This window comes from Paraburkholderia hayleyella (assembly GCF_009455685.1).
GTDB lineage: Bacteria > Pseudomonadota > Gammaproteobacteria > Burkholderiales > Burkholderiaceae > Paraburkholderia > Paraburkholderia hayleyella.
In genome coordinates this window covers 2,492,901-2,517,089 of sequence record NZ_QPES01000001.1, presented here as the reverse complement: position 1 = coordinate 2,517,089, position 24,189 = coordinate 2,492,901, and the positions used below count along the sequence as shown (strand labels likewise).

Sequence of the window (24,189 nt, the reverse complement as noted above, 5' to 3'; positions counted from 1 at the left end):
TTCCAGGCTATCTGTGCGGCAGTGACCGGGCGCTACAACTACGCCATCTGCTTTTTCTTTTTCTTGCCGTGAGGCACGGGGGTGATGAGAGAAGGGGTATTTTTCAAAAACAGGGATTCGGGCGCTGTACTGGTTACTGTGTGCCCGGAGGCTCGCGGTTTTCGCGCGGATAGCTCTTCCAGTAACCGGTCGTTTTCGGCGACTTGCGCTTCCAGCCTGATCAAGAGTTCTTTTTGCTGCGTTGGCGTTAGGGACTCGGCAAGGTCCGCAATTTGCTCAGCAATAGAACTACGGCGTGGGAGCGGTTTATTCGATTTTGAATCGCCACCCGTTCGCCCTCCATTTTGAAGCCATAGGGCTGTCACGTGCAGTGCTTCTGCAAGCGCCAGAAGATGCTTGCTACCCTGATTTCGCCCTGATTCAATTTGAGCGATCGTAGACTGAGAAATGCCGGAATCGCGCGCTAGATCGGCCTGCGTTAACCCGGCCTCAATCCTTTTCGCCCGTACCCGTTCGCCGAAAGTATCCATATTGCAATCGTAATATGCAGATCAATCGCTTTGGTACTTGAAAGACAAGTGCAAATGCAATAATATTTGCCGCATGAGCGCTCACCCGATTCTTTCAAAGCTTCTATCCCATGGATTAACGCAGATGGAGATTCATCGCCGATCCGGGATTCCCCAATCGACAATTTCCCATCTTCACACAGGTAGAAGAGGGAAGCGACCGTCTTACGACGTGATTGTAAAACTCGAAAAACTGCTGCGCGATATAAGCACGGCTTCAGCCAGTTTTACTGATGTCAGTAGTTTGGGTGAAGGAGCGAACGAGCATCATCCGTGTGATTGACGGCCATTCAACAGGACAGGTTTTGACGATTTTATTTCGTCCGCTGCGCTCTATGCTCGCGTCGATCAATGCTGTGAGAGGGCCACGATTTGTAGCGGGGCGAGCGAGATGGCGGCGTTGTTTTGTCAGCACATCATTATTCGTAGGAGGCGCGGCGCGTGGCAACCATTGATCAGATCACCGGCCAGCTCGTGGCCGCAGGCCATCCACCCTTGCCTGATGGCCATCCGGTCGCGGATGGCCGACCTCATCGATATGGCCCACGAAAAAAATACTGGTATTCATTACACGAGATAGTCAAGTCTGGACAGGTTGCGGGTTATGCCGGGGCGTTCGGCTACTGGTCGGGCGATGATAACGGTGCGAAAGCGTTTGTGTGGCAGGGCGATTCACTGTCAAAAGAGGATATGGAGGCAACGCGGGCGCGTCAGCAGGAAACCGAACGAAAAGAAGAACAAAAGCATCAGCAAGCGGCAAAGCTGGCCGCCCGACGTGCGCATCAGCAATGGGAAGCATCGTCGGATGCGAGCGATTCGCCCTATCTTGAACGAAAACAGATTTCCGCTGAAGGCGTTCGTGCTGACAAGGAGGACGGTACGCTTTTTGTTCCCATGTATCGCTACGACACGGGTGAAGCGCAACTGGCTGGTTTGCAAAAAATTACCGATACCGGGGCAAAAAGGTACAACCGTGGCGTTGAAAAAAAAGGGGCGTCTCTTCGGCTGGGTGAAATTCAGGCCAATGACCGGATTGCCTTGATTACAGAAGGCTATGCGACGGCGCGATCCATTCGCATGGCAACCGGCGAACGTATTTCTGTTGTCGTGTGTTTTGATGCGGGCGGAATTTTGCCGGTTGCCGTTGCATTGCGGGCAGCGTACCCCGATTTGCATGTGCTGATTTGCGCTGACGACGACTGGAAAATCGAGCAGCGCATGCGGGATTGTCTGGCGACAGAGTACGGCTACAGCGGTGCTTTGGTCATCGGTGGGGCCGCAGTGCCGGTGACGGTAAAAAAATCATCCTGTCTGATGCAGGCCGAGTTCGCCCAGAAGAACGGTGGCGTGAAATTCTTGCGGCTTTCCGTTCGAAATGACTCGGGAGCGGAGCGGGTTCATTTCTTTGCCAACACGGGACGCATGCGTGCTGAAGAAGCTGCTGCGGAGGTCGGGAACGCAAGCGTTGTTTTCCCATGCTTTGCCAATCGTGAAGAGCGGAAGTTCACAGATTTTAATGACCTGCATGGCGAAGAGGGTTTGCATATTGTCAAAGCCCAAATTGAACGGGCGATTTTGTCTGCTTTGGCCCTTGGTGATGAGCCTCTTCCGCGAAGCGTTGAAGATGTGACTGACCCGTTGTATAGCGATGCTGTGGCGTTGGTTAGGCAAGGGACGCATGCAACGGTATCGGGAGTTCAACGAGGCTTGCGGATCGGTGTCAATCGCGCCATGCGATTAGTCGAAGATATGGAAAAAGCCGGTGTTCTCACGGCTCCTGTCGCAAATGGCGTCAGGGCAGTGATCAAGGCTGGAGGCACTGCGTCGATGTCCGCTGGCGCGGCGGATGATGAGGCCGCTGATAGGGATCGTGAGGCACACACCTGGCAACGTGATTTGCGGCGCACGGACAGAGGCGCCTTACTGCCTAGCCTCGATAACGTCTTCGCCATTCTCTCGAATGATGCATCGTGGCGCGGCGTTTTCGGCTTTGAGCAGTTCGCACTTCGCATCGTGAAGCTCAAACCGCCACCATTTGAAGGTGGTGAAACTGGCGCATGGTCAGACCGTGATGATGCTCGCTGTGTGCTGTGGCTCGGACAACGGTACTCGTTCAGTCCGCGCAGCGATATCGTTGCCGATGCAGCATTTCTTGTCGCAGACCGAAATCGCTATCACGAGGTGCGCGACTATCTTGATGGTTTGAGATGGGATGGAACGGCACGACTGCGCACGTGGCTCATCCGGCATGCACTTGCCCCGGATACGGAATATGTGCGGCTCGTCGGATACAAGTTTCTTCTCGGCGCCGTAGGGCGTGTGATGAAGCCCGGCTGCAAAATGGACAATCTGTTGATTCTCGAAGGCATACAGGACGCAGGCAAATCAGGCTTGTTTCGCACGTTGTTTAGCGAGCGCTGGTTCACGGATGCCAATATCGTGATCGGAGACAAAGATACGTTCGCGGTCATGGCGGGCAAGTGGTTTATCGAACTTGCTGAACTCGATGCATTAAGCAAGAGCGATTCGTCGAATGCAAAGCGTTTTTTCACAACGGCAGTAGATACGTATCGACCGCCTTATGCTCGCCGTGCGGTTGACGTGCCTCGCCAGGGCGTTTTTGGTGGCACGGTCAACTTTGATACATACCTGAAGGATGAATCGGGCAACCGTCGCTATTGGCCGGTCAAAGTGGGGGCTTCGCTTGATCTTCCTACCCTTGCCCGCGAGCGCAATCAGATATGGGCAGAGGCGTATCAGGTGTATCTGGAATGGGAAGCCGGGAACAAGGCCGCGGATGGCAGCCTGCCTGCACCATGGCGAGTCCTGCCGCACGAAAAACCCCTGTTCTCTATCGAACAGGACGCCCGGTACGAAGGTGATATTTACGAAACGATGATTGCCCGTCACCTTGCCAGGCACAATAAAGTGACGATGGAGCAAATCCTTCTCGACTGTCTGAAGCTGGAGATATCGAAGTGGACACCCGCTGAGCAGCGTCGCATTGGCAAGGCCATGAAGTCGCTAGGCTGGGTGCGCAAACGCGAAGCGACGGGTACCCGTGAGTGGTACTACACCCCGCCAGATCCCGTTGGCATGCAAGCGGCGCATGACGATAATGCGCCGCTTTAATCTCGGGGCCGCGACTCCCCGCTCATGGTTTGCCGCCAGCTTTGGCGCGCGCGATCGCGTATTACGGCGCGCCGCGTTGTGCATCCTGGCGCGCCGTAATACGTCTCAAGTTCCATGTTTTGGCGTCCCATGTCCCGGCGTCCCAGGCGCTTCACCTCGCCTGCGTGCGTGTGATGCATGCGACGTGCAGGCGAGGGCGCGCATGTCGTGGGTGCGTGCCCGCGGACAGGATATTTTTTTCTGGGACGTTGGGACGTTGGGACAACGAAGGGGGAAGCGATGATTGATCTCAAGGAAAAAGCCGGTGTGGCGATGAATGCCCGGGGGCCATTTTCAGAGCGCGGCGGTGATCCGGAAGTTACTTTGGGCGCGCTCGCTTTTGCAAACGATCTGGGCCGCTTGCTGTGGCGGATGAAATACGGACAGGACATAACGCGTGCGGGCATGCGGCGGACAACGCTGCTTCTCGCAGAGCGCGTGCGCGCATCGGGAAAATTCAAGCGGGCGCGGTTTGCCGGATTGAATCAATCAGACCGTCAAAAGAAGGGGCTGGGAAAAGACGTTGATAAAAAAATGGCGGATATCGTTGAGCGTTTCGCGGAGCGGCTAATTGTCGAGTGGGTTGCAGACGTGTGTCCGCATTGCAATGGCCAGCGATCACATTCGTTATCAGCATTGCCGCGCCGGGTGATGGCGACGTGTTCAAAATGCAAGGGCGCGGGCCGTATTTGCATAAGCGAAGAGCGAATACCGTTTGCTCACGGCATGCATGGCCCGATGATTTTCAGAGAGTGGGACCGTTGTGATGCGTGTCACGGGCAGCGGTCGGTGCTTGAATCTGTTGCAGTAGAAAAAACGAACGCATCGCAGATTTGCCGATACTGCAAGGGGGCCGGACGCTTGCCAGTAGATGACGCGGCGCGCGCGGTGGCGCTGGGTGTCTCACTTGATATCTATCGCCGACGTTGGGTCGATCAGTTTTCCGCGATGCTGTCGATGCTGGATCAGATTGATGGACGAGTTGGAGACGTGATGCGAGCGCAATTGCGATTCGGAACAGCTTGAAAATGAGAAATTCCTGGAATAGTATTCGTTCTATCCTTTACGGCGGCACTGGATTTCGCTGGCACAGCGCGTTAGTCGTGCAAACCTTTCGAGACATAAGAACAATTCAAAGCGCTTGTCAGGTTCGGTGGAGTCGTGCGTCTTCATGAATCGTTAAACAAAGCCCTGAACGCTAAAACGTCAGGGCTTTTTTGCGGATGGATGACGGGCATTGCTGAATAGCGCAGTGTCATGCTGCGTAATTGCGTAATTACGTAATCGATAACGTTACGACTGATTTCAACAAATACATGTTTCGCGCAACCCGCTTGGCGGGTTTTTTTACGACCGCCTTCGGGCGGTTTTTTCTTGATGGACATCGTGATTGAACTGGAGGGGGAGATGTACGACGCTAAAAAAATGAAGGCTGAACTGGCGCGCGATGAGGACCGGCGAGCGCGTATTTACGTTGATACCGTGGGGAAAGTCAGCGGTGGGATCGGTCGAAATCTGACGGATAAAGGCTTCCGCGAAAGCGAGATAGATCTGATGTATGTGAACGACATCGCGGATACGGAGCAATTTCTCGACCGGAATTTACCGTGGTGGCGGAATCTGGACGACGTGCGCCAGCGCGTCGTCGTCAACATGGCTTTCAACATGGGCGGCAAGCTGCTCACGTTCGTGAACGCACTCGCCGCGCTGCAGCGTTGTGATTATGAGGCGGCGGCCAACGGCATGAATGATTCGAAGTGGGCTAAACAAGTTGGTGCGCGAGCGCAGCGTCTGGTCAATATGATGCGCACCGGGAGGGTCTGATGCAGCTCGACGATCATGAAAAAGAACTGTTGATGATGCTGATCGTTGGGGCTGCGATTGGGCTTGGAAAGTTACTTGTGGGCGAAGAGCGAATCTCCGCGCGCATCGTGCTAGGACGGATGATTGTCGGTGCCGCGTTATCGGCCAGCGCTGGCGCAATTCTCATCATGTTTCACGATCTACCCCCGACCGCTTTGATCGGCGTGGCATCCGCACTTGGGATTCTCGGGCAGTCGGTGCTTGAGGGGGTGGTGCAAAAGTTTCTCGAAAGGCTGCCGGGAAATGAGGGGACCTGAGGAGGGGACCTGAGGAGGGGACCTGAGGAGGGGGCCTGAGGAGGAGGCCTGAGTCAAAGCAGGGAATGGTTTTATGTCGTGGTAATGGGCGATTCCGGCGCGGTGTGTATGTGTGTATACATCCGCTTCGGTCTCGCTTTTTTATTTTCATCTGAATTTTTAAGGAGCACATTGTGAATGCCGAGATCATGAAAAAATCGCTCATTTTGCGTTCGTGCAATGCGGACATGACATCTAGAAATCAATTCATCTGGCCACAGGTTGGCGGTGTCGTGGAAGCCAGCGACTGGCAAGCTACATCGCAATGCGGTAACGGCTTGCATGGCTGGCTGTACGGTCAGGGGGATTATCGTTGTAGCGCGTATCTACACGAAACTGCAAAATGGCTCGTCGTTGAAGTTGACGAAGCTGACATTATTCCGCTTGATGGAAAATGTAAGTTTCCTCGTGGCACGGTGGTGTTTGTCGGCGACAGGGCCGCGGCGGCAGCGTATATGACCGAGCATGAGCCCCGCTCGCAAAACGTTGCTGTAATAGGCCTGGCTAAAATAGTGAATAACAATCAGGTAGCGGAAGGCGGGGCCTTTTCAAACCTGATTGGCGGCCATGGGTCCGCGTTAACGGGTTCGGCGTGCTCGAAGCTTATCGGTGGAAATAATTCTTCGTTAATCAGTGGAATGCGTTCAACTCAGCATGGTGATGAAGAATTAAACAAGGTTAATGATTTTTCCATGTTAATTGGAGGAAGTTACTCAAAGCTTATTGGTGGCAGTCATTCAAGCTTAATCGCGGATGAAAATTCGACGTTAGTCGGTAGCAACGATTCAAAGCTCGTATGCGGTCATCGTTCGGCCTTAACTGCAGGGTCTCGTTCGATGCTGATCGGCGGTGAACTTTCTGCGTTGACCGGCGATGATCGTTCAATCCTGGTGGGCGGGGCTCGCTCGAAGTTAACCGCGGGTTCACGCACGGTGCTCGTCGGAGGCGCGCTCTCCGGGCTAACGGGAGGGGATCGTTCGATGCTTATAGCGGGCGACCGTTCCATGCTGACGGGCGGTTTGTACTCCGTGCTAGTGAGCGGTAACCGGGCGATGCTCACGAGTGACGATGAGTCAACGTTGACAGGTGGCTTCGACTCCGTACTGGTGAGCGGCGATAAATCGCGGCTCACCGCAGGAGATGACTCCCGGCTTACAGCAGGAGACAACTCCATGTTAACGGCGGGCCATCACTCGATCGTGACGAGCGGTGATAACTCCGTTCTGGCCGCAGGCGATGGCAGCAAGTTGACGGCAGGAAAAGATTCGGTCTTGTCCGGTGGAAATCAGTCAGTGTTGACCGCGGGGGCTAATTCGGAACTGCGTGTGCGTTACTGGGATATGGAAGCGGAGCGCTATCGCACAAAAGTGGGATACATCGGTGAAGAAGGGCTGGAGCCGAACGTATCGTATTCTTTAAACGCGGCGTATCAATTCACCAAGGCTGAGGAAAGCGCCGCACCATGAAGTTATAAATTCTTGGGGTAATAAATAGCGTGTTTTCGAGGTACCCGCTTCGGCGGGTTTTTATTGCCTGAGGGAACCGGTGTTGCCGATGAGCAGCATTCGTCGGCGGCAATTTACTGTTATGCAAAGTCCTGGGAGCTTGAAGGTGCTGCACCATTTTTGCAGCGCGTGGAGTTATGTGGTTGATTATTGGGGATTTATAAGTCCGGTCCCCGGTACTAAAGCGTATCGGGGCAATACCCGGGTTTCACCATCAACCCCCACCAAGTCTAGCTTCGCGGGGTTTTTTGTTGATATGGCTCTTGGTGGAATTTCGGTCGAACAAATCAATAAAGTTAACGGCCACAGGCGTCAGGTGTGAAGCCATGTGCTCTGACTCGTGTTTAGCTCCGGCCTCCCAACGAAGACATTCCGGAAATATCGAGTTTTCTCCTGAAAACTCGCCAGCTTAAGCTTGTCTGGCTAAATCAGCGCTCACAAAAATTGTATTCGTTGTCACAGTTAAAACGGCGAACCGCTTGACAGTAGTGATACGCCGTTTTGATTTCAGTATGAGCGTCCACGCGAACTAATTACCGCGATATTCAACCTTGAACTGGGCCTCTTTATCCTGGCCGAGCGCCTCTACTAGCCAGGGCATCACCGCCTTCAAGGTAGCGGCCAGCGTATACGGCGGGTTCAGGATGAACATGCCACTGCCAAACAGGCCAAAGCCGCCACTCGGCGGGCGGCTTACCGTCAGCGACACATGCAGCCAGTTTTTCGCCTGCAGGCGTTTGAGCTGATCGGGAAAACGTTGCGCTTCGAGCCGCGTCACCTGGGGATACCACACGGCATAAGTGCCCGTAGCAAAGCGGCTCAGACATTCTTCGAGGCAGTGCAGCGTGCGCGAATAATCGCGTTTGTCTTCATAGGATGGGTCAATAAGTACCAGCGCCCGGCGCGTTGGCGGGGGCAAAAGCGCCTTGATACCTTCAAAGCCATCGCCGTCGTGCAGCATGGCGCGTCTGCCCGCATCACGAAAATTGTGGCGCAGCACTTCAATTTCTGTCGTATGCATTTCGAACAGCCGCATCCGGTCTTGCTCGCGCATTTGCCGCCACGCGACATAAGGCGAGCCTGGGTAGTAACGGAGCTGGCCATCGGGATTCAGTGCGGCAACCTCATCGACATAAGCGGCAAGCGCGGCGGGCAGATCGGTCCGGCTCCATAACCTGGCGATGCCGCTTGCGAACTCGCCAGTCTGGATGGCATAGCCTTCCTGAAGCGAATAAACGCCCGCACCCGCATGGGTATCGATATACCAGTAGCCCTTGTCCTTTTGCTTCAGGTAGTCCAGCAATTGCACGAGAACAGCGTGTTTCAGAACGTCGGCATGATTGCCTGCATGAAAGGCGTGGCGGTAACTGAGCATGAGAGAGGGTGAGGCGAGATGAACAGCGAGGGTGGGTAGGGCAAAACCTTGTGGGCATGACGTATGGTATGTAGCGCCGCCGCGTATTGTACGCGACACGTTTTCAGGCGGAATCAGGCTGGGGGCAGCGTGCGGGTTGAAAGGTGCCTGGCAGCGGGTTCATGCACAATAGCAGCGCAAATTGGGCGATGCTATTCGGCTAGATGGCCTACCTCATCTGGTTAGTTCCCCGACATTGCGTAATCGGGTTTGATTGCATATCTATTGCGGAGATTTTTCATGACTTCACTGAGTACCAGTCTGAATGGCAAGGTCGCGGTTGTGACGGGTGCGGCGAGCGGCATTGGCAAAGAAATTGCACTTACGCTGGCACAGGCAGGTGCGGCCGTTGCCATTGCCGATCTGAATCAGGAGGGGGCCAATGCCGTGGCCGCGGAAATCCGCGAGGCGGGTGGCCGTGCGCTGGGTGTGGCCATGGATGTGACTGACGAGGATGCGGTGGCGGATGGCATGGATGCCGTCGCGGCCGAGTTCGGCTCAATCGACATCCTGGTTTCCAACGCAGGTATCCAGATCGTTAATCCTATCGAGAACTACGCGTTTTCCGACTGGAAGAAAATGCAGGCCATCCACGTGGATGGCGCGTTTCTCACCACCCGCGCAGCGATCCGGCATATGTACAAGGGCGACCGGGGGGCGTCGTGATTTACATGGGATCGGTCCATTCGCATGAGGCTTCGCCGCTCAAGTCAGCCTATGTCGCGGCCAAGCACGCCTTGTTGGGCTTGGCCCGTGTACTGGCCAAGGAAGGCGCCAAACACAATGTGCGTTCGCACGTGATTTGCCCCGGTTTCGTCCGGACTCCGCTGGTCGACAGGCAGATTCCTGAGCAAGCAAAAGAGCTGGGCATCAGCGAAGAAGAAGTGGTCAAGAAAGTCATGCTGGGCAATACCGTCGATGGTGTGTTTACGACGGTCGAAGATGTCGCGCAAACCGTTCTGTTCCTGTCGGCATTCCCGAGCGCGGCGCTGACTGGCCAGTCATTCGTCGTGAGCCACGGCTGGTACATGCAGTAATTCGGCCTCGGTCGTTCAGTCATTCAGGGGAATGAGCATGGCGCAACGCAATGTCAGGCGTACCCGCATCGAGCTGCCGCAGTACGAAACCATTGCGCTCATGCTCCAGGGCGGGGGCGCGCTGGGGGCTTATCAGGCCGGGGTTTATCAAGGTTTGAGCGAGGCTGGCATCGAGCCCGACTGGATCGCCGGGATTTCAATCGGTGCGTTGAATACCGCGATTATCGCGGGCAATGCACCTGAAAACCGGGTGGCACGGTTGCGCGAATTATGGGAGACCATTTGCCAGCCAGCCTACAGCTTGCCGCTGCCGGGTTTTATCGAACATACGCTGTTTGATTCGACAGATGCGGTGCGCAAGACTTTGACCGCGATGCAGGCAATGGGCGCAATGCTCGAAGGGCAAAAAGGGTTTTTTGTGCCGCGCTTTCCGCCGCTCATGCCGACGGTTACGGTTGAGCCCAGTCTCGCCAGCTATTACGACACCACGCCGCTCAAGGCCACGCTTGAGCGTCTGTGCGACTTCGACCGGATCAATACTGGCGAGATGCGGGTTGCCGTTGGGGCGGTCAACGTAGGGACAGGCAATTTTGCCTATTTTGATAACCGCGACACGATATTGCGCGCTGAGCATTTCATCGCCTCAGGCGCTTTGCCCCCGGGTTTTGCCGCGGTCGAAATTGACGGCGAGTATTACTGGGATGGCGGCCTGATGTCGAACACGCCGCTTTACGAGGTGATCCAGACCACGCCACGGCATGACACGCTGGCTTTCCAGGTTGATTTGTGGAGCGCGCGCGGACCGGTTCCCGACAATCTCCTGGATGTTCAGGGGCGCACCAAGGACATCCAGTTTTCGAGCCGGACACGGCTTGTGACGGACATGTTGCAGCGTTCGCAGCGCTTTCGCCATGTTTTGCGTGAAGTCCTGGCGCGGGTCGCACCCGAGCACCGCGATGATCCATGGTGCAAGCTTGCGGAAGATTTATCGTGTGCCAAACGTTACAACGTGATTCATCTGATTTACCGGCACAAGGAATACGAAGGGCATTACAAGGACTACCAGTTTGGTGTGTCAACCATGCGGGAACACTGGCGCAGCGGCCTGGAGGACATTCGCCGTTCGCTGGCCCAGCCGGGATGGCTTGCGTTTCCAGACAACGATGCGGGCTTTGTGACCCACGATATTCATCGGGATGGAAGCTGAGACGGACACGAACACGAACATGAATGCGAACGCTTGCCCCATGCGGTCACGGCGGCTCATGTAAAAACTGCGCACCGCTTTTTCAGAACGGTGCGCAGTGCAAAAACAGAACAACAGAAATACAACGATAGCCCGCCAGATCATAAAGAAAGCGGGCGGGCCAGGTGCCCCGAAGGGCTTAAACCTTGGGGCCTTACAACCCGATGGCCTTTACTTCAGGACCTGTGCAATGGCATGGGCAACCCCATCGAGGTTGCGCGTATTGAGCGCTGCCACGCAGATTCGGCCGGTGCTGACCGCATAGATGCCGAACTCTTCGCGCAGACGGTCCACTTGTGCTGCAGTCAAGCCTGAGTACGAGAACATGCCGCGTTGCGCATTGACGAAACTGAAGTCGCGCTCGACGCCCGCCGCTTGCAGGCGTGCCACCAGACCATTGCGCATGGCGCGAATCCGGTCGCGCATTTCACCCAGTTCGGTGTCCCACATCGCGCGCAGTTCCGCGGAGCCCAGTACCGCCGCGACGACTGAACCACCGTGGGTCGGCGGGTTCGAGTAGTTCGTGCGGATCACGCGCTTGAGTTGCGACAGCACGCGTGCCGCTTCTTCCTTGCTGCTGGTGATGATGGACAGCGCGCCGACACGTTCGCCATAAAGCGAGAACGACTTTGAAAACGATGACGAGACGAAGACATTCAGGTCGGCCGCCGCGAACAGGCGCACGGCTGCCGCGTCGGCTTCGATGTTTTCGCCGAAGCCCTGATAGGCGATATCGAGGAATGGCACCAGTTGCCGCGCCTTGACGACGGCTACGACCTGCTGCCATTGGTCTGCCGACAGATCGACCCCTGTCGGGTTGTGGCAGCAGGCATGCAGCACGACAACCGTGCCGGCGGCATAGTGGTTGAGCGCGTCCAGCATGCCGTCGAAATTCACGCCGCTGGTTGCCGCATCGTAATAAGGATATGAAACGACTTCGAAGCCTGCGCTTTCGAACAGCGCACGGTGGTTTTCCCAGCTTGGGTCGCTAATGGCTACCTTGGCGTTCGGGTTGACGCGCTTCAGGAAATCGGCGCCGATTTTCAGCGCGCCGGTGCCGCCCAGCGCCTGGGCTGTGACGACCCGTCCGGCGGCAAGCAGGGGTGAATCGTTGCCAAGCAACAGTTTTTGTACGGCGGCATCGTAAGCGGCGATGCCCTCGATAGGCAGATAGCCGCGTGGCAGGGCGGCCTCGATACGGGCTTTTTCTGCTTCACGCACTGCGCGTAACAGGGGGATTTTGCCGTCTTCGTTGGTGTAGACGCCCACGCCCAGATTGACCTTGGTGGTGCGGGTGTCGGCGTTGAAAGCTTCATTGAGTCCCAGGATGGGGTCGCGGGGGGCAAGTTCGAGGGCGGAGAAAAGGGACATGATGGTTCGGCAGTAGTGGAAAGTGTGGAACGTGTGGAAAAAGGGGCTTTCAGCGCGGGCGTTCGCCAGCCTTGGGGCAGCACCCAGCGGGCGGCTGGTTGGCATCGAACTGCGGCGATGGGTGGAATGCAGTGCAACATTGTAGCGAATCCCGCCTGTTTTATTTGCGACATGGAGTAGCCGGGCGCGACTTTGTTGACAGCTTGCATGGCGTTTGGGCGCCTGACTGAAGGGCGATGTCGATCCAGCATCTGGGGCCATATCGTCAGCGGGCAAGTTGGCAAGCCGGCTTATAGCTTGACACTTGCCTGCCTGTTCGTCCTCAAGGCCCGAGCCAGCAGCCAACAGCACGTGCCGCTGATTTGCAGGCAAACCGCTAGAATGTTCGTTTGTTCCTGGCCGGGGGCCGCCTTTATGTCCGGACATTCCACGCGTGACGCAGCCGACACGCTAGACGAAAGCAAATTCGTTTCGTTCGATGGCTCTCCATTTCAGCTTTACCAGCCGTTCGAACCCGCGGGCGACCAGCCCAGTGCTATCAGCACACTCGTCGAAGGGGTCGAAGACGGCCTGTCGTTTCAGACGTTGCTAGGTGTAACGGGGTCGGGCAAAACCTTCACGATGGCCAACACCATTGCCCGGCTGGGCCGTCCGGCTATTGTCTTTGCGCCCAACAAGACGCTGGCGGCGCAGTTGTACTCAGAGTTCCGCGAGTTTTTCCCGCGCAATGCCGTCGAATATTTCGTTTCGTATTACGACTACTACCAGCCCGAAGCTTACGTGCCGCAGCGCGATCTGTTCATCGAAAAAGATTCGGCAATCAACGAGCATATCGAACAGATGCGGCTGTCCGCGACCAAAAGCCTGATGGAGCGGCGCGATGTCGTGATCGTGGCGACGGTGTCGGCCATTTACGGTATTGGTAATCCGTCCGAATATCACCAGATGATTCTGACGGTGCGCACTGGCGACAAGCTTGGCCAGCGCGACATCATTGCACGGCTGATTGCGATGCAATACAACCGCAACGAGACCGATTTTCAGCGTGGCACATTCCGCGTGCGGGGCGACACGATTGATATTTTCCCGGCCGAACACGCCGAAATGGCGGTGCGTATCGAGCTTTTCGATGACGAAGTCGAAACCCTGCAATTGTTCGATCCGCTGACAGGCCGGGTGCGACAGAAAATCCCCCGGTTTACGGTGTATCCGTCGTCACACTATGTGACGCCGCGCGAAACCGTGATGCGGGCGGTCGAAACCATCAAGGACGAACTGCGCGAGCGGCTCGAATTCTTCTATCAGGGGGGCAAGCTGGTCGAGGCGCAGCGTATCGAACAGCGCACGCGTTTTGATCTGGAGATGTTGCAGGAGCTGGGTTTTTGCAAGGGGATCGAAAACTATAGCCGGCATTTCTCGGGCGCGGCCCCCGGCGAGCCGCCGCCGACCCTGATCGACTATCTGCCGCCAGATGCCTTGATGTTGCTGGACGAATCGCATGTGCTGATCGGCCAGCTCAATGGCATGTACAACGGCGACCGGGCGCGCAAGGAAAACCTCGTCGATTATGGTTTTCGCCTGCCGTCGGCGCTGGATAACCGGCCGCTCAAGTTCGCCGAATTCGAGCGCAAGATGCGTCAGATCATTTTTGTCTCGGCGACGCCGGCTGATTACGAAAAGAAAACTTCAGGGCAGGTTGCCGAGCAACTGGTGCGCCCGACGGGGCTGGTCGATCCTCTTATCGAGGTGCGCCCGGCGAGCACGCAGGTCGATGACGTGCTTTCTGAAATTCACGAACGGGTCAAGGCTGGGGACCGGGTGCTGGTTACCGTGCTGACCAAGCGCATGGCCGAGCAGCTTACCGAGTTCCTGGCGGAGCATGGGATCAAGGTGCGCTATCTGCATAGCGACATCGATACGGTCGAGCGGGTCGAGATTATCCGCGATCTGCGCTTAGGGACGTTCGATGTGCTGGTGGGGATTAACTTGCTGCGGGAAGGTCTGGATATTCCCGAGGTGTCGCTCGTGGCGATTCTGGATGCCGACAAGGAAGGGTTTTTGCGAGCGGAGCGTTCGCTGATTCAAACCATTGGCCGTGCGGCACGTAATGTGAATGGCCGTGCGGTGCTCTATGCCGACCGGGTGACCGATTCGATGCGGCGCGCTATTGACGAGACCGAACGGCGGCGGGCCAAACAGATTGCCTTCAACGAAAAAATGGGTATTACGCCGCGCGGCGTCGTGAAACGGATCAAGGACATTATTGATGGCGTCTATAACGTTGATGAAGCACGCGCCGAACTGAAAGAGCAACAACAACGGGCCCGGTTCGAAGACATGTCTGAAAAACAGTTGGCGAAAGAACTCAAGCTGCTAGAAAAGCAAATGATGGAACATGCCAAAAATCTCGAGTTTGAAAAAGCCGCGCAGGCCCGCGATCAGCTTGCGCTGTTGCGTGAGCGTGTGTTTGGGGCCAATGTCGGCGACCACGTGAGTGGCGCGGGGTGAAGCCACGGAAAACGCTACTGAAAACGCCATTGAGGATGCGACTTGATGTCACGGAGCATCGGGCGACCGGTTAGCCGGGCTTCCGCCAAAGCTTGTTCTAACCTTCTGAAACCCTTACAGGGAAAGGTCTTGCGCCGATTTGCCTGGTTCTCTGCAATGAAGAATGCTACACTTGACGATTATTGAGAATTGTTCGCATTAACACTATTGATTGCTTTCGCAATCGTGTTGAATAGTGTGGGTGGTGTTGATGTTCAGGGTGCGGACAGTATTCGAAGTGGGCTGTTGTGCGGCGCACTTATCTTCCTTCCAGTCTGATTTACCAGGAGTTTCCATGCGGGTTTCTTCATTTTTGCGTGGTGGGGTTGCCACCGCAGCGGCGATTATTGCACTGTCGGCCGTGGCCGCCGAGTATCCGATTGGCAAGCAGCAGATTCAAGGCGGGATGGAAATCGGCGCGGTATATCTGCAGCCGATCACGATGGAGCCGGAAGGGATGATGCGCAAGGCATCGGATTCGGATATTCACCTCGAAGCGGATATTCACGCGGTGAAAAACAACCCAACGGGTTTCGCCGAAGGCGACTGGATGCCGTATCTGCAAGTGCGCTATGAGTTGTCGAAAGCGGGTTCGAAGGATGTGCAAAAGGGCGATCTGATGGCGATGGTGGCAAGCGATGGTCCGCACTATGGGGACAACGTGAAGCTGTCGGGCCCGGGCAAATATCATTTGAAGCTGTTTATCGCGCCGCCGGTGCAAACCGGTCACATGGCGTTTGGTCGCCACGTGGACAAGGAAACAGGCGTGGGCCCGTGGTTCAAGCCGTTCGAACTGAACTATGACTTCACTTTTGCAGGCATTGGCAAGAAGGGTGGTTACTGACCGGCGTCTTGACAGACGGTTTTGTGGCATGTGGTGCGTCTTTGGCGCGCCATCTTCTTTCTGGAATAGCCAATGAGATTCAACAGGATATTGACGGTTTTCGCGGTTTTCGTTCTGGTAGGCGCGCGCGCCAATATTGCGCAGGCGGTCGATTTGCCGACGTTCAAGCTCGAGATGAACGACGGCAAGCTGACGCCGGCGCGTATCGAGGTGCCGGCCGGACAGCGCATCAAGATTGAAGTGCGTAACACAGGCAAAGGCGCGGCTGAATTTGAAAGCGTGCAGTTGCGCAAAGAGAAAGTGCTGGCGCCGGGGGCTGATTCATTCGTCGTGATCGCCCCGCTGTCACCCGGCGAATACAAGTTTTTTGATGATTTTCACCAGCAGGCTCAGGGTGTGATCGTTGCCAAATAAACAAAATAATCAAATAGCCAGATAAGGCGATCTTGATGGCGTCTGGCGCAGGTTAAGTGTTGGAGGTTTTCGATGGGTCAGGTGTTGTTTGTCGTGTGGCGGGAAAGTGTCGAGGCGCTGCTGGTGGTCGGCATTTTGTATGCGTGGCTGACAAACGGAGACGCCGATGCCCGGCGGGGCTTGCCTTATTTATGGGCTGGCGTGGCCGTGGGTATCCTGGCGGCGATCGCGCTGGGTGTGGCGCTGATCAGTTTTACCGAAGTCTTGTCAGGTGACGCACAGGATTATTTTCAGACCGCGATGGTGCTGGTGGCCTGCGTGCTGATCGTGCAGATGGTGCTCTGGATGAAGCAGCATGGCCGCACGCTCAAGCGCGACATGGAGCAGTCGCTGCAACAGAGCAAACGGGATGCGAACTGGTGGAGCGTTGGCGTGCTGGTCGCGCTGGCGATTGCGCGTGAAGGTAGCGAAACGGTCATCTTTCTTTATGGCCTTGGTTTTGGCCAGTCGGGACATGTCGATAGCGCCCAGATGCTCGCCGTCGTCATTGGCCTGGCGCTGGCGTTCCTGACGTTTTATGTGCTTCAGCTCGGGGGCAAGTTCTTTTCCTGGCGGCTCTTTTTCCGTGTGACCGAGATCATGCTGTTATTTCTCGGCGCAGGCCTGTTCCAGACAGGGGTCGACAAGCTGATCGACAAGGAAATCTTGCCGACGCTGGTCGATCAGGTGTGGAACACTTCGGCCTTGCTGGATGATTCGAGCACATTGGGTTCGCTGGTGGCGACACTGACGGGTTATCGCGCTCATCCGGCATTGATGAACCTGCTGGCCTACGCGTTGTACTGGGGCGTTGTTTATCTACTGGTGCGCCGTGCCAACCGGCGCCCGGTACAGCAAGCGACAGGGCGTGCAGCATGAGCCAGGTGAGCCAGACAAGCACGGTATCAAGCCCTTCTGGCCGCCAGCGGCTGGCTGCGGCCGGGCAATGGATGCAGCGTCACGGTTCGCTGATTCGTGGCATCCAGTGGCTGGTTGTCGCGGTTTATGCTTTCCTGATTCTCGTACCGGTTTTTATGCCACTGCCGGGCGATACCGCACATCTCTGGAATAACCTCACGCTTGCTGCGCAGTTTGTCTTTTGGGGCATCTGGTGGCCGTTCGTGCTGCTGTCGATGGTGCTGCTCGGGCGCGTGTGGTGCGGGGTGCTGTGTCCTGAAGGCGCGCTCGCTGAGTTTGCCAGCAAGTACGGCCGGGGCCGGGCTATTCCACACTGGATGCGCTGGGGGGGCTGGCCTTTTGTCGCGTTCGGCCTGACAACCATCTATGGCCAGATGGTCAGCGTTTATCAGTATCCACGGGCGGTCTTGCTGGTGCTGGGCGGGTCGACGCTCGCAGCGATGGTCATCGGTTTGCTGTACGGGCGCGAAAAACGTGTCTGGTGCAAGTATCTGTGTCCGGTCAATGGTGTTTTTTCGTTGCTGGCACGGCTTGCGCCGTTTCACTACAAGGTCGATGAAGACGCCTGGCGCCGCTCTTATACCGCAGGCGAACATGGACATCGGGTCATTCCGGTCAATTGCGCGCCACTGGTGCCTCTGCGCAAAATGAAAGGCGCGGCGCAATGCCATATGTGCGGCCGCTGTAGCGGCCACCGCGATGCGATTGCATTGACATGGCGCCCACCGTCGCAAGAAGTGGTCGAACTGGGGGACAAGCAGGCGAGCGCGTGGGATACCGCGCTTATCCTGTATGGCTTGCTGGGCATCGCGCTGGGCGCATTTCACTGGACGGGCTCACCCTGGTTCATCTCTCTCAAGACGTTTTTTGCCACGTGGCTGATTGATCACGACATCACATGGCCGCTTGAAACAAACGCGCCCTGGTTTCTGTTTACGCACTATCCCGAACAGAACGACGTGTTTTCCTGGCTCGATGGAACGATGGTGATCGGCTACATCCTCGCCACGGCGCTGGTCTATGGCACAACGCTGCTGCTGCTGCTTGCCGGGGCCGTCCGGATGTTGGGACGTTTTGTCCCGGTGCGCTTGCATCATCTGGCGCAAGCGCTGATTCCCATAGCGGGTGCGGGTGTGTTTCTGGGGCTGTCCGCGACGACTCTTTCGTTACTTCGTGCGGAGCATGTGCCGTTATGGTGGGCCTCGGACATGCGGCTTGCCATTCTGGTTGTGGCCAATACATGGAGTGCCTGGCTAGCGTGGCTTGTGACGCGGCGCTATAGCGCGCAATTTTTATCGCGCGGCCTTGCCATGGTCTGGTTTGCCGGCGCGCTCGCCGTGGTTGATAGCGCGTGGTGGCTGATGTTCTGGGGCTGGGTGGGCTGAACTCATAAAAAGCTGGCCTCATAAAAAATAACCCGTGGAACGGTGCCGTTCCACGGGTTATTTTGTTGCCTGACTCGTTAATGACTCTAATGACTCGTTAAGGCGGCGCTTTAACGTAAAGCACCCGCGTTGCAATGAGAACCAAAAAATGGCCTGGCTGGCTGCGACGGCTGGCTTGGTGTCTGCACGAAGGGGTCTAGATCTCGCGTGCAAGCCGTCGTGGCTGGCTAATGCCAACACCTCTCTGGGAGGTGGTCCCCACAATACCCGGTGTTACTACTTCGTCAGAATCAGCTTGCCTAGCCGCGTTGTCCGAAGGTAATAAATCTCGCCATTGTGCTCAATGCCGATCTGTTTTAAACCCTGTAGCACGGCATGGCTTTGAACGGTGCGTGCTGTTGCGGTGGTTGCGGTAACAGCAGCGGAAGCTGCAACTGCTGCCGGAAGGCGGCTGGTTAACGCTGAAGCCGTTGATGAGGCTGTTGAGCGACGCACATTAAGCGTAGAAGGGCGGGTCCGTTCAGTCATTCTTGGCATCAGGTTGGTGAGTCGATGGATGAATTCTAAATGATAATAGTTCCTATTTGCAATATCTAAAAATTCATCGAATCTTCTTTTCAATAGTCCAACAATCCTGTGGCTCGAGGGCCTGACTCGAGGGTGACCCACCTGACGAATGCGGTACATCGGGAACGCGTTATCCGTCAGGCGCGAAAAACCGGGCTGACGGGGTTTCTTTTAGTGCAGTGGGCTAGAACTGGCGTTGCCCTGAACGTATTGACGGATCAGCCGAACGGTATCGATATCCGCTTCGTGATAGGCCGATTTGACGATTTCCTGGGTCTGGATCGCGTCCTGGTCGTCAGTGACCGGCAAGGTGGTGTGGTAGCTGAAACGCAAAAACAGTTGCGTGGGTCCAGGCTGTTCGATGGTCATCGTCAGTGAACCGCCTACATAGGTTTCGGTGGCCTCTATGTCGTAACGCACGCTTTTGTTTTCAATCAACGTCACGCGGTCGCGCACGATAACTGTGCCGTAATGGAGTTCACGCTCCATCGTCGTGCTGGAGCGGGAGGCAATCGTGCAGCTATCGAGACCGATGACGAATAGTTGCGGTTGCTCTGCCCGCAACACGAGCCCCTCCCAGAGCTGGGCGAGCGTCATGGGCTCGTGCTGCGGATTGAGCGGATCGTTGATCTGGATCAGGTGTTCGAAATTCAAGGCAAGGGCTTCCTTTGGGAGCGGGGTGGTGGGGTTTTGCGTGTCTGGGCGAGCGCGCTCGCTGAGTGCCGGGAGGGCGGGCTGCGTGGTTCAGGCTGCAGCGAGCCCGGTTCTGATCGAAACCGGATGCGTCAGGATTTTATGGACTGGGCATGCATTGGCAATTTGTAGCAGGCGCTCCCGTTGCTCGCCAGACAAGTGGCCTTCAAGCACGATCCGGCGTTCGATGGCCGCACCTTCGTTGCTGTTTGTGCTGTTTGTGCTGTTTGATTCGAGCGCGAGTGTGACATGGACATCATCCAGCGGCCAGCCCTTGCGTTGTGCGTACATCTTGAGCGTGATGGCGGTGCAGGCCCCAAGACTGGACAACAACAAGGCCACAGGGGTGGGCCCGCGATCGCCACCACCATCGGCTTTGGGTTCGTCGGCGAACCACGCATGAGCGCCGTCATCGAGTGCAACCTTGAAATTCGTCGAACTGATCTGTGCGGTAACGCTGGGTGCGGCCATATCCACTCCTGAAGTGTCTGAAATAAGCGTGCGTCTGGCGCGCCTGGCGCATTTGGCACGAAATAACTCACAAATGAACATTGTGAACGAAACTTGCCTCTCCAGCCGGTGCCTTCAGGCTGCGTTGGGAGGGCGGGGTGGGGCCATAAGGGTAAATAGACAAAGCGCTGGAGCCGTCTCGTTTCGTTGCGCGAAGCTATTATAGAGGCCGCTTTTAGCGCCTATTGGTGTTGATTGGCGTTGACTGGCGTTTAACGTTCGCAGGTTGTTCTAATAGATGGGGCGATAGTATGAAAATTGATTCGCATAATCTGAATGACCTGATGTATTTCTCGCAAGTGGTCGAACACGGCGGGTTTTCCGCGGCTGAGCGGGTGTTGGGCATTTCCAAATCGCGGCTGTCGCGGCGTCTGACCGAACTGGAGGCTTCATTGGGGGTGCGTTTGCTGCAGCGCTCCACACGCAAGCTGGCGCTTACCGAAGCCGGGCAGCTCTTTTACCAGCATTGCCAGGCGATGCTGCTGGAGGCGCAAGCAGCGGTCAATATCGTGCAGCAGTTGCGCGCTTCGCCGCGAGGCACGGTCCGGGTGAGTGTGCCGGTCACGATAGCGCAGACCATTCTGTCGCAGATTTTGCCGGAATTCATGCGGCGTTATCCCGAAGTCCGGGTGTCCATGCGCGTGACAAACCGTGTGATCGATCTTTATGAAGACGCGATTGATGTGGCGCTGCGTGTGCGTTCGGTGCCGCCCGAAAGCGCGAATATCATTGTCCGGCCGCTGTGGCGCACCCATCAGATGCTGCTTGGCGCGCCAGCCTTGCTGGATCAGCATGGGCCTTCTTTACAGCCCGCCGATCTCGCGCGCTTCGATACGCTGGATACGCCGACCCATGACGGACGACACATCTACCATCTGATCGCGCCGGATGGCAGACGCCATACGCACGAGCATCAGCCGCGTCTGGTGAGCGCGGACATCACCACCTTGCGTGCCGCGGCGCTAGCGGGTATTGGCATCACCGCCTTGCCAGAAATGATGTATAGCGCCGCGCTGCGCACGGGGCAACTGCTGCCGGTGATGTCTGGCTGGACGTTACCCGTGCCGCAACTGTATGCCGTATTTCTGTCGCGCCAGGGCATGGTGCCCGCCGTCAGAATCTTCGTCGATTATCTGGTCGAGATGCTTGACCCTGAAGTGGGGAAGTATCGGGATCAGGAGTGTCCGGAAAGCGCGGCTGGCGCACCGGTTACACCGTAAGTGCCAGCGCGCCGTAACGTGCAGGCTGAACGTCATAGTGCTTTTGGATTGAAGCGCTGACGAGCGATCGGCACTTTCAATGGAGGCGGGCTTGTATCTATACGTTACGCCACCTATATTGAAATCCCTTCCTCTAAGAATTTTCTTATGTGGATCTTAACGGCCGCCGTGATGGCGAGCCTTATAGGGCTGATTGCGCTGTCCGTGGCTGCCACGGCTGTCGCATGCATGGGTGACGAGCTGCTCGAAAACCGTGTGATTCCTCTGCCCGAAAGCGCCGGGTGCGCAAAAAAAGGCCTTCATCGTTTTGATGAAGGCCTTTTACTTTGTGGCTTGAGCGCCGTGGCGCCGGGCGAAGTTAATGGCTTTCAGGCTGGGTGACAAAGCCTATTTTGGTCAGGCCGCCCGCTTGCGCGGCGGACATGACCTTCGCCACGTTTTCGTAGGCCACTTTGCGGTCGGCGTTCAGGTGCAGCTCGGGCTGCGGGCTAGCCTGGGCCGCCAGCGCGATTTTCTCGCGCAAGCCCGCTTCGCTCACGACCTGCTCGTCCCAGAGAATGGTGCCGTTGGCCTGTACGGAAACATTTACCTGAGCGGGTTTGGTCTCTTCTTTCTGGCTGCTGGCATGCGGTAAATCAATTTTCACGGCGTGACGCATGACCGGAATCGTCACCATGAAGACAATCAGCAAAACCAGCATGACGTCCACAAGGGGCGTCATGTTGATTTCATTCATCAGGCCGTCGTCATCGTCGTCGGCAAAGGGGCTCATGGCCATGTCGGTGCCTCGCCCGGATTAGTGGTTGTGCGTCGTGGCGAGGCGCAGGCCATCGCGGCGGCGGGAGGATGACAGGCGTGTCCCTGTCACAAAGAAGGCGTGCAGGTCGTGGGCAAAGCGGCTCAGTTTGTTGACCATCGCCTTGTTGGCGCGGGTCAGCGCGTTGTAGCCCAGCACAGCCGGAATTGCGACGAAGAGGCCAAAGGCCGTCATGATCAGTGCCTCACCCACGGGGCCCGCGACCTGATCGATGGACGACTGGCCTGTCGCGCCGATTGTCAGCAACGCATGATAAATACCCCAGACCGTGCCAAACAGCCCGACGAAAGGTGCGGTGCTGCCAATAGAGGCGAGTATGGCCAGCCCGCTTTGCATGCGCGCGATGCTTTCGTCCATGGTGTTTTTCAGACAACGCGTGATCCAGTCGGATACGTCCATGCGGTCATGCAGATGGGGTTGAGTCTGATGATGATGATCGGCGGCTTCCTGACCGGCCAGGGCGAGCGCCAGAAAAGGGTTGTTTTGCGGGGTGGAGGTGTCATGCCCCAGTTTTTTGATGCCATCGGCGAAATCGTCGGAATGCCAGAACGCCTGTTCCGCATTCTGGGTCAGCCGCTTGAGACGAAAGACGTTCCAGCCTTTGATGACCATGACGCTCCATGACAGCACGGACATGATCAGCAGCGCGATTGCGATCCCGCACGTGACGAAATCGCCCTGTGCCCAAACGTGCGCTAAACCATAGTTTTGCATTGCAATTCCTTTGTCTTTGTGTGAGTTCTGCTTCAGTCATTGAGACCGAATTCAAAAGGCTGGGTGTACATGGCCCGGATGGGGGTGCCGTTTTCGATATACGGACGACACGAACTGGCGCGCATCGCCGCAACGGCCGCGTCATCCAGACGGCTATAACCACTGCTCTTTTTGAGCTCGATACTTTCGATTTTGCCGCTCAGGCCAACGACGAAGCGAACATGCGCGGTGCCGCTTTCCCCTCGGCGCTGCGAGAGCGCGGGATAAGCCGGCTGAATGATATTGCAGTCGAGGTGAGCCACGTTTTTGGGTGCGCTCAGCGCCATCGTGGGCCCGGGTGCTGGTGTGGCGGCAGCGGCAGGTGCCGCGGCGGCAGGCGCGGGCTCGGTTGAGGGCTCGGTTGAAGCAATGGCGTGGGCCGAAGGCGCGGTGGCTTCCGGTAACGGTACGGACGGCGCGGGTTTGGCCGCAGGCGCAGGCCGGGGTTGTACTTTGGGCTTGGCCCGCGGTGGCGTGGGCGGTGCTGGAGTGGGCGGCAGTGGCGTTGACTGTAGCGCTGCTGGCGCGGCGGTGGGCGTCGGGCTGAGCAGCTCAGCGGTGATCGTGCGTGATTCGATCGCGCGAGGAGGCGTGTCGTTGTGGGCACGAAGCAAGACCGTGAGCAACACGATATGGATCACGACCACGACAGCTATCGCTGCAATGATGCGAGGATTCATTCGGGTAAGGTCGGCTGACAAGGAGCCGGTAGAGGCCGGGGATGAGGCTTGCATGCTAGCGCAACCGGATGCGTGGGTTCTGCACTTTCAGGTAAGGCAGTGTCATTTGCGGAAGATCAGCAACGAAATGCACAGGGTGGTTACAAAGCCGAGCAGCAATTCCATCTCGAACTCCTTGGATGGGGGTGAGAGTGGTCAGCTGGCTGAATAGCATGCGGCTTGCAGACGGGGTGCGCTAGATGAAGCGCGGTGCGCAGCGAATGAGGTGGGTGAGGTGGGCCTGGCGTGTTGGGTTTCGTGCAATCACGTGCAACGGGAAGGCCAATAATG

At 56.8% G+C, this 24,189-nt stretch carries 24 protein-coding genes and 1 pseudogene; 15 read left to right on the top strand and 10 right to left on the bottom strand.

Annotation, left to right across the window (positions count from 1 at the left end; genetic code table 11):
• Positions 1–38: 38 nt before the first annotated feature.
• Complete coding sequence (locus tag GH657_RS11135; RefSeq protein WP_153100821.1) at positions 39–530, bottom strand: helix-turn-helix domain-containing protein; 492 nt, start codon at positions 528–530, stop codon at positions 39–41.
• A gap of 73 nt (positions 531–603) precedes the next feature.
• Between GH657_RS11135 and GH657_RS18540 the strand changes: the two genes are divergently transcribed.
• From GH657_RS18540 to GH657_RS11120, 3 genes are all read left to right on the top strand, one after another.
• Complete coding sequence (locus GH657_RS18540; RefSeq protein WP_153100820.1) at positions 604–852, top strand: helix-turn-helix domain-containing protein; 249 nt, start codon at positions 604–606, stop codon at positions 850–852.
• Positions 853–1,010: 158 nt separating this feature from the next.
• Positions 1,011–3,701, top strand: a complete 2,691-nt coding sequence (locus GH657_RS11125; protein ID WP_153100819.1) for a VapE domain-containing protein — start codon at positions 1,011–1,013, stop codon at positions 3,699–3,701.
• A gap of 279 nt (positions 3,702–3,980) precedes the next feature.
• Complete coding sequence (locus GH657_RS11120) at positions 3,981–4,766, top strand: DnaJ-like cysteine-rich domain-containing protein (protein WP_153100818.1); 786 nt, start codon at positions 3,981–3,983, stop codon at positions 4,764–4,766.
• 143 nt (positions 4,767–4,909) lie between these two features.
• Here the strand turns inward: GH657_RS11120 and GH657_RS11115 are convergent, their stop codons facing one another.
• Entirely contained in the window at positions 4,910–5,125 is a 216-nt protein-coding gene (locus tag GH657_RS11115; protein ID WP_153100817.1) for a hypothetical protein, read from the bottom strand.
• Between GH657_RS11115 and GH657_RS11110 the strand changes: the two genes are divergently transcribed.
• From GH657_RS11110 to GH657_RS11095, 4 genes are all read left to right on the top strand, one after another.
• On the top strand, positions 5,118–5,564 hold the full coding sequence (locus GH657_RS11110; protein WP_246174058.1) for a glycoside hydrolase family protein: 447 nt from the start codon (positions 5,118–5,120) through the stop codon (positions 5,562–5,564). The genes GH657_RS11115 and GH657_RS11110 overlap by 8 nt on opposite strands.
• Positions 5,564–5,860 carry a phage holin family protein gene (locus tag GH657_RS11105; RefSeq protein WP_153100816.1) on the top strand — a complete coding sequence of 99 codons (297 nt, stop codon included), beginning with the start codon at positions 5,564–5,566 and terminating at the stop codon, positions 5,858–5,860. The genes GH657_RS11110 and GH657_RS11105 overlap by 1 nt, the downstream gene beginning before the upstream one ends.
• A 173-nt stretch (positions 5,861–6,033) precedes the next feature.
• A complete protein-coding gene (locus GH657_RS11100) occupies positions 6,034–7,365 on the top strand; it encodes a DUF7666 domain-containing protein (protein ID WP_153100815.1) in 1,332 nt (443 codons plus the stop codon).
• A gap of 88 nt (positions 7,366–7,453) precedes the next feature.
• The gene (locus GH657_RS11095; protein WP_153100814.1) at positions 7,454–7,726 is read left to right on the top strand and encodes a hypothetical protein; all 273 of its coding nucleotides are present in this window, start codon (positions 7,454–7,456) and stop codon (positions 7,724–7,726) included.
• Between the two features lie 207 nt (positions 7,727–7,933).
• Here the strand turns inward: GH657_RS11095 and GH657_RS11090 are convergent, their stop codons facing one another.
• Positions 7,934–8,779, bottom strand: coding sequence for a 23S rRNA (adenine(2030)-N(6))-methyltransferase RlmJ (locus GH657_RS11090; RefSeq protein WP_153100813.1), 846 nt, complete (start codon positions 8,777–8,779; stop codon positions 7,934–7,936).
• A gap of 279 nt (positions 8,780–9,058) precedes the next feature.
• On the opposite strand from GH657_RS11090, the pseudogene GH657_RS11085 reads away from it, so the two are divergent.
• Together GH657_RS11085 and GH657_RS11080 are read left to right on the top strand one after the other, a co-directional pair.
• Positions 9,059–9,855: pseudogene (locus GH657_RS11085) on the top strand (3-hydroxybutyrate dehydrogenase).
• A gap of 31 nt (positions 9,856–9,886) precedes the next feature.
• Positions 9,887–11,062, top strand: a complete 1,176-nt coding sequence (locus GH657_RS11080; protein ID WP_425495741.1) for a patatin-like phospholipase family protein — start codon at positions 9,887–9,889, stop codon at positions 11,060–11,062.
• 210 nt (positions 11,063–11,272) lie between these two features.
• On the opposite strand, the gene GH657_RS11075 is transcribed toward GH657_RS11080, so the two are convergent.
• Positions 11,273–12,472 (bottom strand): amino acid aminotransferase, encoded by a 1,200-nt coding sequence (locus GH657_RS11075; protein WP_153100811.1) that lies wholly within the window; start codon positions 12,470–12,472, stop codon positions 11,273–11,275.
• A gap of 414 nt (positions 12,473–12,886) precedes the next feature.
• Between GH657_RS11075 and uvrB the strand changes: the two genes are divergently transcribed.
• The 5 genes from uvrB (at position 12,887) to GH657_RS11050 (ending at position 18,619) form a co-directional block, all read left to right on the top strand.
• Positions 12,887–14,980: an excinuclease ABC subunit UvrB gene (gene uvrB / locus GH657_RS11070; RefSeq protein ID WP_153100810.1), complete on the top strand. Its 2,094-nt coding sequence runs from the start codon at positions 12,887–12,889 to the stop codon at positions 14,978–14,980.
• Between the two features lie 334 nt (positions 14,981–15,314).
• A complete protein-coding gene (locus GH657_RS11065; protein ID WP_153100809.1) occupies positions 15,315–15,863 on the top strand; it encodes an iron transporter in 549 nt (182 codons plus the stop codon).
• Positions 15,864–15,935: 72 nt separating this feature from the next.
• Entirely contained in the window at positions 15,936–16,277 is a 342-nt protein-coding gene (locus GH657_RS11060; protein WP_153100808.1) for a cupredoxin domain-containing protein, read from the top strand.
• A 72-nt stretch (positions 16,278–16,349) separates the two neighbouring features.
• Positions 16,350–17,195 (top strand): FTR1 family iron permease, encoded by an 846-nt coding sequence (locus GH657_RS11055; RefSeq protein ID WP_153100807.1) that lies wholly within the window; start codon positions 16,350–16,352, stop codon positions 17,193–17,195.
• Entirely contained in the window at positions 17,192–18,619 is a 1,428-nt protein-coding gene (locus GH657_RS11050; protein WP_153100806.1) for a 4Fe-4S binding protein, read from the top strand. Before GH657_RS11055 ends, GH657_RS11050 begins: the two co-directional genes overlap by 4 nt.
• 276 nt (positions 18,620–18,895) lie before the next feature.
• Here GH657_RS11050 and hemP read toward each other — a convergent pair whose 3' ends face one another.
• The 3 genes from hemP to GH657_RS11035 form a co-directional block, all read right to left on the bottom strand.
• Positions 18,896–19,147 (bottom strand): hemin uptake protein HemP, encoded by a 252-nt coding sequence (gene hemP / locus GH657_RS11045; RefSeq protein WP_153101725.1) that lies wholly within the window; start codon positions 19,145–19,147, stop codon positions 18,896–18,898.
• Positions 19,148–19,357: 210 nt separating this feature from the next.
• Entirely contained in the window at positions 19,358–19,840 is a 483-nt protein-coding gene (locus GH657_RS11040) for an SRPBCC family protein (RefSeq protein ID WP_153100805.1), read from the bottom strand.
• 90 nt (positions 19,841–19,930) lie between these two features.
• Positions 19,931–20,350, bottom strand: coding sequence for an OsmC family protein (locus GH657_RS11035; RefSeq protein ID WP_153100804.1), 420 nt, complete (start codon positions 20,348–20,350; stop codon positions 19,931–19,933).
• 290 nt (positions 20,351–20,640) lie between these two features.
• Between GH657_RS11035 and GH657_RS11030 the strand changes: the two genes are divergently transcribed.
• Positions 20,641–21,609 (top strand): LysR substrate-binding domain-containing protein, encoded by a 969-nt coding sequence (locus GH657_RS11030; protein WP_153100803.1) that lies wholly within the window; start codon positions 20,641–20,643, stop codon positions 21,607–21,609.
• A gap of 358 nt (positions 21,610–21,967) precedes the next feature.
• Here GH657_RS11030 and GH657_RS11025 read toward each other — a convergent pair whose 3' ends face one another.
• The 3 genes from GH657_RS11025 to GH657_RS11015 are packed head-to-tail and all read right to left on the bottom strand — an operon-like array spanning position 21,968 to position 23,913.
• The gene (locus GH657_RS11025) at positions 21,968–22,387 is read right to left on the bottom strand and encodes an ExbD/TolR family protein (protein WP_153100802.1); all 420 of its coding nucleotides are present in this window, start codon (positions 22,385–22,387) and stop codon (positions 21,968–21,970) included.
• Positions 22,388–22,405: 18 nt separating this feature from the next.
• A complete protein-coding gene (locus GH657_RS11020; RefSeq protein ID WP_153100801.1) occupies positions 22,406–23,140 on the bottom strand; it encodes a MotA/TolQ/ExbB proton channel family protein in 735 nt (244 codons plus the stop codon).
• A gap of 32 nt (positions 23,141–23,172) precedes the next feature.
• On the bottom strand, positions 23,173–23,913 hold the full coding sequence (locus tag GH657_RS11015; RefSeq protein WP_153100800.1) for an energy transducer TonB: 741 nt from the start codon (positions 23,911–23,913) through the stop codon (positions 23,173–23,175).
• Positions 23,914–24,189: the final 276 nt, after the last annotated feature.

Coding starts and splice junctions, on each gene's coding strand:
- GH657_RS11025 (WP_153100802.1), bottom strand. CDS start 22,387: ATGGCCATGAGCCCCTTTGCCGACGACGATGACGACGGCCTGATGAAT.
- GH657_RS11080 (WP_425495741.1), top strand. CDS start 9,887: ATGAGCATGGCGCAACGCAATGTCAGGCGTACCCGCATCGAGCTGCCG.
- GH657_RS11095 (WP_153100814.1), top strand. CDS start 7,454: ATGAGCAGCATTCGTCGGCGGCAATTTACTGTTATGCAAAGTCCTGGG.
- GH657_RS11115 (WP_153100817.1), bottom strand. CDS start 5,125: ATGTCCATCAAGAAAAAACCGCCCGAAGGCGGTCGTAAAAAAACCCGC.
- GH657_RS11060 (WP_153100808.1), top strand. CDS start 15,936: ATGAGATTCAACAGGATATTGACGGTTTTCGCGGTTTTCGTTCTGGTA.
- GH657_RS11055 (WP_153100807.1), top strand. CDS start 16,350: ATGGGTCAGGTGTTGTTTGTCGTGTGGCGGGAAAGTGTCGAGGCGCTG.
- GH657_RS11035 (WP_153100804.1), bottom strand. CDS start 20,350: ATGGCCGCACCCAGCGTTACCGCACAGATCAGTTCGACGAATTTCAAG.
- GH657_RS11030 (WP_153100803.1), top strand. CDS start 20,641: ATGAAAATTGATTCGCATAATCTGAATGACCTGATGTATTTCTCGCAA.
- GH657_RS11110 (WP_246174058.1), top strand. CDS start 5,118: ATGGACATCGTGATTGAACTGGAGGGGGAGATGTACGACGCTAAAAAA.
- GH657_RS11015 (WP_153100800.1), bottom strand. CDS start 23,913: ATGCAAGCCTCATCCCCGGCCTCTACCGGCTCCTTGTCAGCCGACCTT.
- GH657_RS11020 (WP_153100801.1), bottom strand. CDS start 23,140: ATGCAAAACTATGGTTTAGCGCACGTTTGGGCACAGGGCGATTTCGTC.
- GH657_RS18540 (WP_153100820.1), top strand. CDS start 604: ATGAGCGCTCACCCGATTCTTTCAAAGCTTCTATCCCATGGATTAACG.
- GH657_RS11135 (WP_153100821.1), bottom strand. CDS start 530: ATGGATACTTTCGGCGAACGGGTACGGGCGAAAAGGATTGAGGCCGGG.
- GH657_RS11050 (WP_153100806.1), top strand. CDS start 17,192: ATGAGCCAGGTGAGCCAGACAAGCACGGTATCAAGCCCTTCTGGCCGC.
- hemP (WP_153101725.1), bottom strand. CDS start 19,147: ATGACTGAACGGACCCGCCCTTCTACGCTTAATGTGCGTCGCTCAACA.
- uvrB (WP_153100810.1), top strand. CDS start 12,887: ATGTCCGGACATTCCACGCGTGACGCAGCCGACACGCTAGACGAAAGC.
- GH657_RS11090 (WP_153100813.1), bottom strand. CDS start 8,779: ATGCTCAGTTACCGCCACGCCTTTCATGCAGGCAATCATGCCGACGTT.
- GH657_RS11075 (WP_153100811.1), bottom strand. CDS start 12,472: ATGTCCCTTTTCTCCGCCCTCGAACTTGCCCCCCGCGACCCCATCCTG.
- GH657_RS11120 (WP_153100818.1), top strand. CDS start 3,981: ATGATTGATCTCAAGGAAAAAGCCGGTGTGGCGATGAATGCCCGGGGG.
- GH657_RS11065 (WP_153100809.1), top strand. CDS start 15,315: ATGCGGGTTTCTTCATTTTTGCGTGGTGGGGTTGCCACCGCAGCGGCG.
- GH657_RS11105 (WP_153100816.1), top strand. CDS start 5,564: ATGCAGCTCGACGATCATGAAAAAGAACTGTTGATGATGCTGATCGTT.